Raw genomic sequence first — 6845 nt, forward strand, 5'->3', positions numbered from 1 at the left:
TTACTCTGGATAATTTTTAATTTTGCGCTTAAAATCAAACTATTAATATTTAAGCGCGCATAACTTCATGATATCAAAACTAATTAGATTTACCCTTTGCTTTGCCTTATTTTATAGTGCGCAAAGTGCTGCATACAACGAAGCTATGTGCATTTTAATTAAACAAGAAATGCAGCAAAATAGTAATAATAAAGCGAGTCAAAAATACCGTAAAGCTGCGCGTGATTACAAAAATAACTGTAATAAGCCAAAAGAAATTCAAGCACAACCTAAGCCCCAAATAATAGAGCCAGAGCCAGCCATTATTACTCAGCCACAACCTAAAATTGTTGAACCTGCCCCTGTAATTAAACCTACTGAAGAAGCTGTTAAAGAAAGCATCAACAAGCAAACCCTTAATTTAACTAATGATCAAAAACAACAAATTAACGATCAGCTAAATACCAACAGTAACGAAATACTAATTGATGCAGAGCCAACAAAAGCAGTACCCGAGCAAGTAGTTACAGAGCAAAAAAACGAAGCCGCAATAGAGCAAGTAAAACCTGCGACGCCAGAGCAAAACGTTCAACCTACGCCTGAAAATCCTGTACTTGTAAAACCAGCACCGGTGTTAACTAAACCAGCGCCTGTAATTGCGCCGCAACCTATAGCACAAAGCCCAAGCTCGTTACTTTTACCCACTTTAATACTTGTTATAGTGGTACTTATTGGCGCTATGGTCGTCGTGCGCCTGCGCCGTGCAAAACAAAGTAAAGCGATGGCAGAACCTACTATGGCGGCTCCACCTGAAGTTAAATCAGAAAAAATTGCTACGCCAGTGAAACCTGAAACTAAAACAACAAAAGAGCCAGAGATTGAGCCTGTCGTCATCAACGAAGTAACTCAAAATAATAAACCAGTTGAGAGCAGCGTAGAGGCAAATGAAGAGCCTTTAGAGCCTACGAACACTACACAAAATGCTGATATTGAACATACACCACCGCAAATTTCAGATGAGCAAAACAACGTAGCTACACAAGTGCAAACAAGCGAAATTGAGCCTACACCGCTTAACTCAATTGATACTTTAGAGCAAACAAGTACCGCTACGTTTAACGAAGTAAAGCAAAAACCTGAGCCTAATACCGCCGAGTTTGAAGCAGCAGCAAAAACAACCTTAGAGCGTATTAAAAATGCCAGCAGCTTTAATGAGCCAGAAGTACGCGACTTTGATCCAGATGCAAAGCCTGTAAAAAAACAACGTAAGCACCATACAGCGCAAGTAACGGAGCCTGCGCCAATAGAAGCCGAACACAACACTGTAGAGCCGGTTATTAGTACTCCTGAGCCAGTAACAGCGAGTGAGCCGGTTGTAGATTTACACGCACCAGAGCAAATAGCTGACGCTCAATCGACTACATATACAACAGAGCAAGACTTTAAAGAACCAGAGGTACGTACATTTAACCCAGATGCACCATTACCTGGTGAAAAGCCGATGCCTAAAAAACAAAGCTCAACACCTGAGCAAGCACAAACAACACCGCCAGTTGATGAGCCACAAAGTGAGCCTAAAAAAGCAGACAGTAACAATCCATTTGCTAACTTATCGTTAGACTCAAGCTGGGATCCTGACTCAACTGAAAAACCCAAAATAGAAGAGAAAAAACGCGCGCCTAAATCGCAAGCATTAATAGATGCAGAAGAACGCGCTAAAAACATGCAAACCAAATAGTAAGTTTTAAAGTAGCGCCTCATATTTGAGGCGCTGTTTTAGTAACTAAATAATTAACTGCTTTTTTACCGTATTACTTACACTCTTATCCCATCCTAAAATGCGCTTTAGTAATTAGGAGCTTCGCTCCTTGCGCGAGCAAGTTCAGCGCCTGGCGCAATATTCAAGCTTGAGAGTGTTTTATAAGCTTACAACTTGTTGGCGCGATGAGTGCAGAGCATACATTTAACTGGTGGTATTTTTAGACTTGAGTTTAAGGCTACGTTATCCGCAGCCATAAATTAAAGTAACTTGGTCAACATGCCCTAATTAAAAGTCCTAGTTAACAGCCCTAGCGGTACGTTTATTTTTAAGCTTTAACCCGCCAATTAATAGCAGTGGTCCTATAAACATGGCAAGGCCATACACGCCACCGGTAACTGCGTATTCTGGTTTATTTAAAAAGCTAATAGCGATTAAAATAGCTAACGATGCATTTTGAATTCCAACCTCAATTGAAAGCGTCAGCGAATCAGTTAAATTTAATTTTGAACACTTAGCAATTAACCAACCAACAACCATTGAACCAATATTAAGCGCTATGCACGCCCAAAATACGTTGTTAAATGAGCTAACTAATAAATCGCGCTCTTTTATTACTAGTGCGGCAATCATCATAAGCATAAAAAACAACGAGAAGCGTCTAAAAAACGGCTCTGCTTTAATGGCAAAATCACTTTTAAAGTGACGCAACCAAATGCCTATAGCAACTGGCACTAAGGTAATAAAAAATAGCCCTAATGAAGTAGTTAAAATAGAAAAAGTAGCATCGTCTGCTGGGGCAAACTGACTCATAGCAAAGCCAATAATAAACGGTGTGGTTATTATACTAATTGCGGTAGAGGCAGCTGTTAAACTTACCGAAAGCGCTAAATTAGCTTTAGCAAGCTGGCTTACTACATTTGACATAGTACCGCCGGGGCAAGCAGCTAATATCATTAAACCAATAGCGATAGGCGTTGGTAGGTTTAGTAAATAACACAGCCCTAATGCTAATAAAGGCATTGCTACAAGTTGGCCTATTAAACCCATGACAATGCCAAGCGGGCTTTTAAATAAACGAGTAAAATCGGTTGTTGTGAGCCCAAGACCCATACCAAACATAATAAGTGCAAGGGCGAGTGGAAGTATTACTTCAGTTAATATAGATGCATTCAAATTAGACAGCCTCGTTTGTTATTGTTTTTAATTAGAGTGTTAATTTTTAAGTTAACTGTAACGCCCCTTTACAATAGCTAGAAGTATTACTTATTTAAAATAGCAGCCACGTGCTTATCTAGTTCTGGAAGTACATCTTGTTCAAACCATGGGTTCTTTTTAAGCCATATATTATTACGCGGACTCGGATGTGGAAGCACTAAATAATTTGGCCAATACTCACGCCACGATTTTACTAACTCCGTAAGTGGCATTTTTTTAGTCTCTGGTAAATGATACGCCTGCGCGTATTTACCAAGCACTATTGTCAGCTCAATATTTGGTAGTGCAGCCAATAATTGCTCGCGCCATGCAGGCGCACATTCTTTTCTCGGTGGTAAATCACCCGACTTCCCCCTACCCGGGTAGCAAAAGCCCATAGGTAAAATGGCTATATTATTAGCGTCGTAAAATTCATCACGTGTTAGCCCAAGCCATTCTCGCAGGCGGTTTCCGCTTGCATCGTTAAACGGCACACCTGTTTCGTGAACTTTGATTCCAGGTGCTTGCCCTGCAATTAAAATACGTGCGTTTGGGTTAAATTGTATAACAGGACGAGCCCCTAAAGGTAAATGAGGTTCACAGATCACGCATTTACTAACTTGCTCTATTAATTGGTGACTATTCATGTTTATTTGGCCTTAAATGCTTAATATTTATCCTAAATGGCCATTTAGGATAAATGAGTTGGTAAAAAATCGGTTTATTTTAATTAAAACGAGCGTTAGTTAGTAAAATCGTGATCTTTAAGCTCATTCGCGCTACAAGCCTTGTAAAACCTAGCGTTGCTCGGCCCATACAGCAAATTCATTGCCGCTTGGCTCTGCAAAATGAAACCGGCAACCACCCGGAAATTCAAAAATAGGTTTTAATATTGTGCCACCATGGAGTTGTACTTTTCTATACGTGGCGTGAATGTCATTACTATAAAAAACCAATAGCGCAGCACCGTTTTGAGTTAGCGATTTAAGCGGCGCATTAAAAAAGCCACCATCGAGCCCTTGGCCACTAAACGCCGTGTATTCTGGGCCGTAGTCAGTAAACTGCCAATTAAATACACGACTAAAAAAGGCCTTAGTTGCGGGTAAGTCGCATGCAGGAAACTCAACGTAATTTAGTTTTTCGTGATCGCTCATCGTTATTCACTCTTTATTTTTACTCAGTTTATTAACCTTAAGCTTTACATAGAGCCTGTGCAATATCATTAAACAATATCAGATCAGTATTTTACTAAGTAATTAAGTAAGCATAACTTACTTAAAAATTAAATATCACAAATGAGAATAACTATCTTTTGTATTTGTAACATATATAATAGCGCCTTTGTTTTATCCTCAGCTCAAAATAAAGGGATTAATTAACTATGCAGGCACCTTTGCAAAGTGCGCCATTCGATAAGGTTAACGTGATTGCGCTTATAGTAAAAAGCGTAAGCAGTTATCGAGTTTTGGTATTTTTACGTTTTTTTATTGCCATAATTGGTGGCTATGCTTTTACCTCTGCAAGCACTGCGTTATTAAGTTTTGTATTGCCAATAGCTAAACAAGACGCTGTGCTGTTTAGTGTTTCAATCAGCATTTTAATTTATGCCGTTGTATTTATTTATGCTTTTAGCGTTAAATCATTAAAAACAGTATGGATCAGTATTTTACTAAGTACAGGAGCGTTCATAGGATTGCTTGCATTACTGAAGGGTTGGGTATGAAAGACAGCTTTTTCAGATCGATGACTTGGTTGCACACTTGGGTAGGGTTACTCGTTTGTTGGTTATTATATTTAATATTTTTTGCAGGGACTCTTAGCTTTTTTAGAGACGAAATAACGTTGTGGAATCAACCAGCCATTCATAATGTGCAAGCCCAAACACAGCGTATAGAAGCGCAAAAACAACAAATAATTACCGGATTTGATTACTTAGCTAGCCATGGAGCTCACTCATCAAGCTGGCGTATTACATTACCCGAGCCGCGTATTCCTTATTTAATTTATGGTTATGCAAAACCAAAAGAGCCAGGCCAGCGCCGCAGCCGGTTTGAAAACACACAGCTAAACCCTAATACCATGCAAGAGCTTGAGCCCTTTGTAGATACTAAAGGCGGTAACTTTTTTTATCGGCTGCACTATGATTTACATTACATGGATGCAATAACCGCACGCTGGATTGTGTGCTTTGCTAGCTTTTTTATGCTGATTGCCATTATATCGGGGGTGGTTATTCATAAGCGTATTTTTAAAGATATGTTTAGCTTTAGGCGTAACAAAGGTAGCCGTACATGGTTAGATGCCCATAACTTAAGCTCTGTGCTTGCCCTTCCTTTTCATTTAATGATTACTTACACGGGTATAATTACACTTATATTTATGTTGTTTCCCTACCCTGCGCAAACGTCTTATGATGACGGCATGCGTGGCTTTTTTAACGATGTAACACCTCGCAATACCATGACCGATAAAGCCCAAGGCGAATTGCCAATGGTGCCAATACAACGCATTTTAGATCAGGTTTATACTAAGTGGCCTCATGCAGATATTACTCGCGTACAAGTTAACCAACCAAATATGGCAGCTTCAACAATTACCGTATTGGTAAGCGCAGGTAAAACACTACGTGACCAAGCACCACGCTTAATATTTAGTGGTGCTACAGGGCAAATGGTCGCTAAAACTGATGACGAGCTAACTAGCAGCAAAGCGCTTTACGAATCACTTAATTCAATGCATACAGGGCGTTTAGCTACGTGGTTACTGCGTTGGTTATACGTATTAGGCGGTATTGCAGGCTGTGTAATGATTGGCTCTGGCTGTATTATGTGGGCTAAGCGAATTCGCGAGCGAACTAAAAATAACGTTAAACCTTCGTTTGGTTTAAAACTAGTTGAGGGGTTAAACCTAGCCACTATTATGGGACTTCCACTGGCAACGTGTGCATTTTTTATTGCTAACAGACTACTTAGCTCAACTACCGCAGAGCGCGCCGATAAAGAAATACTCGCGTTCTTTTTAACATGGCTAGCAGTGGCTGTTATTGCCCTTTTAAAACGAGATAGGCTGCAATGGCGAGTTATGGCAGCTATAAATGCTGCTGCATGTTTTAGCGTACCGGTTATTAATGCCCTTACAACTAACGGTAATCTAGTTAGCTATTTGATGCACAAACAGTGGGCTTTATTTACTTTTGATGCACTGTTTTTGTTATTTAGTATATTGTTTTTTATACAAACCGAAAAATTACGTACTGCTAAAAACAACTCAAAAATAATCAGCCCTAGTCAATCTAATAACCTTAAAAGGCAAAAACCATGATTGATTTACTTGGGTTTAGCCTATGCCTGCTCAGTTTTAACTGTTTTGCGCTGGCTAAGTATAATCATTTTAAAGATGTATTTAAAAAACGCCCTACAGAATCCCAACGTAAAAAGCTGCTATTAGCTGCTTGGATCAGTATTTTACTAAGCTTGGTGCTTTGTATAGTTACTCAAGATGGATATGGTGCATTACTATTTTGCGGATTTATGAGCCTAAGTGTCTTAATTATAATGGTTTTTTATAATTTTTTAGTAGGCTACGTGAAGTGGTTTAGTGTTTTAAATAGCGTGTTAGTTGTACTAAGTGGGTTGTTTTTAGCATTAAACTAGCCTTAGTTAGTAAAAACGTGATCCGTTATTTTCTCATAGATTAGGGCGTGTTGATCTTTGGTGGGTGAATTTGCAGCAGACTGTTTGGTATTTAGGCAAGGCAGAGCCTATGTAGTGTGGTTATTCCCCATAAATAGGCGATAACGCAGCATAAATACCAAACATGCGCTGCCCTTTGGGTTCTTTCTAGGGACGATTAACTCTTTGTTGCTCGGTTTTTACTTAGCCCACTAGGTTACAAACCTCGCGCCGCGATT

At 39.5% G+C, this 6845-nt stretch carries 7 protein-coding genes; 4 read left to right on the forward strand and 3 right to left on the reverse strand.

Going from position 1 to position 6845, the window contains the following annotated elements; genetic code table 11:
• The first annotated feature begins 67 nt into the window (after positions 1 to 67).
• Entirely contained in the window at positions 68 to 1717 is a 1650-nt protein-coding gene (locus H5090_RS06135) for a cell surface protein (protein WP_182695291.1), read from the forward strand.
• A 318-nt stretch (positions 1718 to 2035) separates the two neighbouring features.
• Here H5090_RS06135 and H5090_RS06140 read toward each other — a convergent pair whose 3' ends face one another.
• From H5090_RS06140 to H5090_RS06150, 3 genes are all read right to left on the reverse strand, one after another.
• Positions 2036 to 2914, reverse strand: coding sequence for a bile acid:sodium symporter family protein (locus H5090_RS06140; protein WP_165723796.1), 879 nt, complete (start codon positions 2912 to 2914; stop codon positions 2036 to 2038).
• Positions 2915 to 3000: 86 nt separating this feature from the next.
• A complete protein-coding gene (locus H5090_RS06145) occupies positions 3001 to 3582 on the reverse strand; it encodes a uracil-DNA glycosylase family protein (protein WP_138490136.1) in 582 nt (193 codons plus the stop codon).
• Between the two features lie 150 nt (positions 3583 to 3732).
• Complete coding sequence (locus H5090_RS06150; RefSeq protein WP_024595859.1) at positions 3733 to 4089, reverse strand: VOC family protein; 357 nt, start codon at positions 4087 to 4089, stop codon at positions 3733 to 3735.
• A 227-nt stretch (positions 4090 to 4316) separates the two neighbouring features.
• On the opposite strand from H5090_RS06150, the gene H5090_RS06155 reads away from it, so the two are divergent.
• The 3 genes from H5090_RS06155 to H5090_RS06165 are packed head-to-tail and all read left to right on the forward strand — an operon-like array spanning position 4317 to position 6588.
• Positions 4317 to 4658, forward strand: a complete 342-nt coding sequence (locus H5090_RS06155; RefSeq protein WP_182695292.1) for a hypothetical protein — start codon at positions 4317 to 4319, stop codon at positions 4656 to 4658.
• Positions 4655 to 6256: a PepSY domain-containing protein gene (locus H5090_RS06160; protein ID WP_182695293.1), complete on the forward strand. Its 1602-nt coding sequence runs from the start codon at positions 4655 to 4657 to the stop codon at positions 6254 to 6256. Before H5090_RS06155 ends, H5090_RS06160 begins: the two co-directional genes overlap by 4 nt.
• Positions 6253 to 6588, forward strand: a complete 336-nt coding sequence (locus tag H5090_RS06165) for a DUF3325 domain-containing protein (RefSeq protein ID WP_182695294.1) — start codon at positions 6253 to 6255, stop codon at positions 6586 to 6588. The genes H5090_RS06160 and H5090_RS06165 overlap by 4 nt, the downstream gene beginning before the upstream one ends.
• The last annotated feature ends 257 nt before the right edge of the window (positions 6589 to 6845 follow it).

The sequence above is a fragment of the Pseudoalteromonas sp. SR43-5 genome (genome assembly GCF_014163835.1).
Taxonomy (GTDB): Bacteria; Pseudomonadota; Gammaproteobacteria; order Enterobacterales; family Alteromonadaceae; genus Pseudoalteromonas; species Pseudoalteromonas distincta.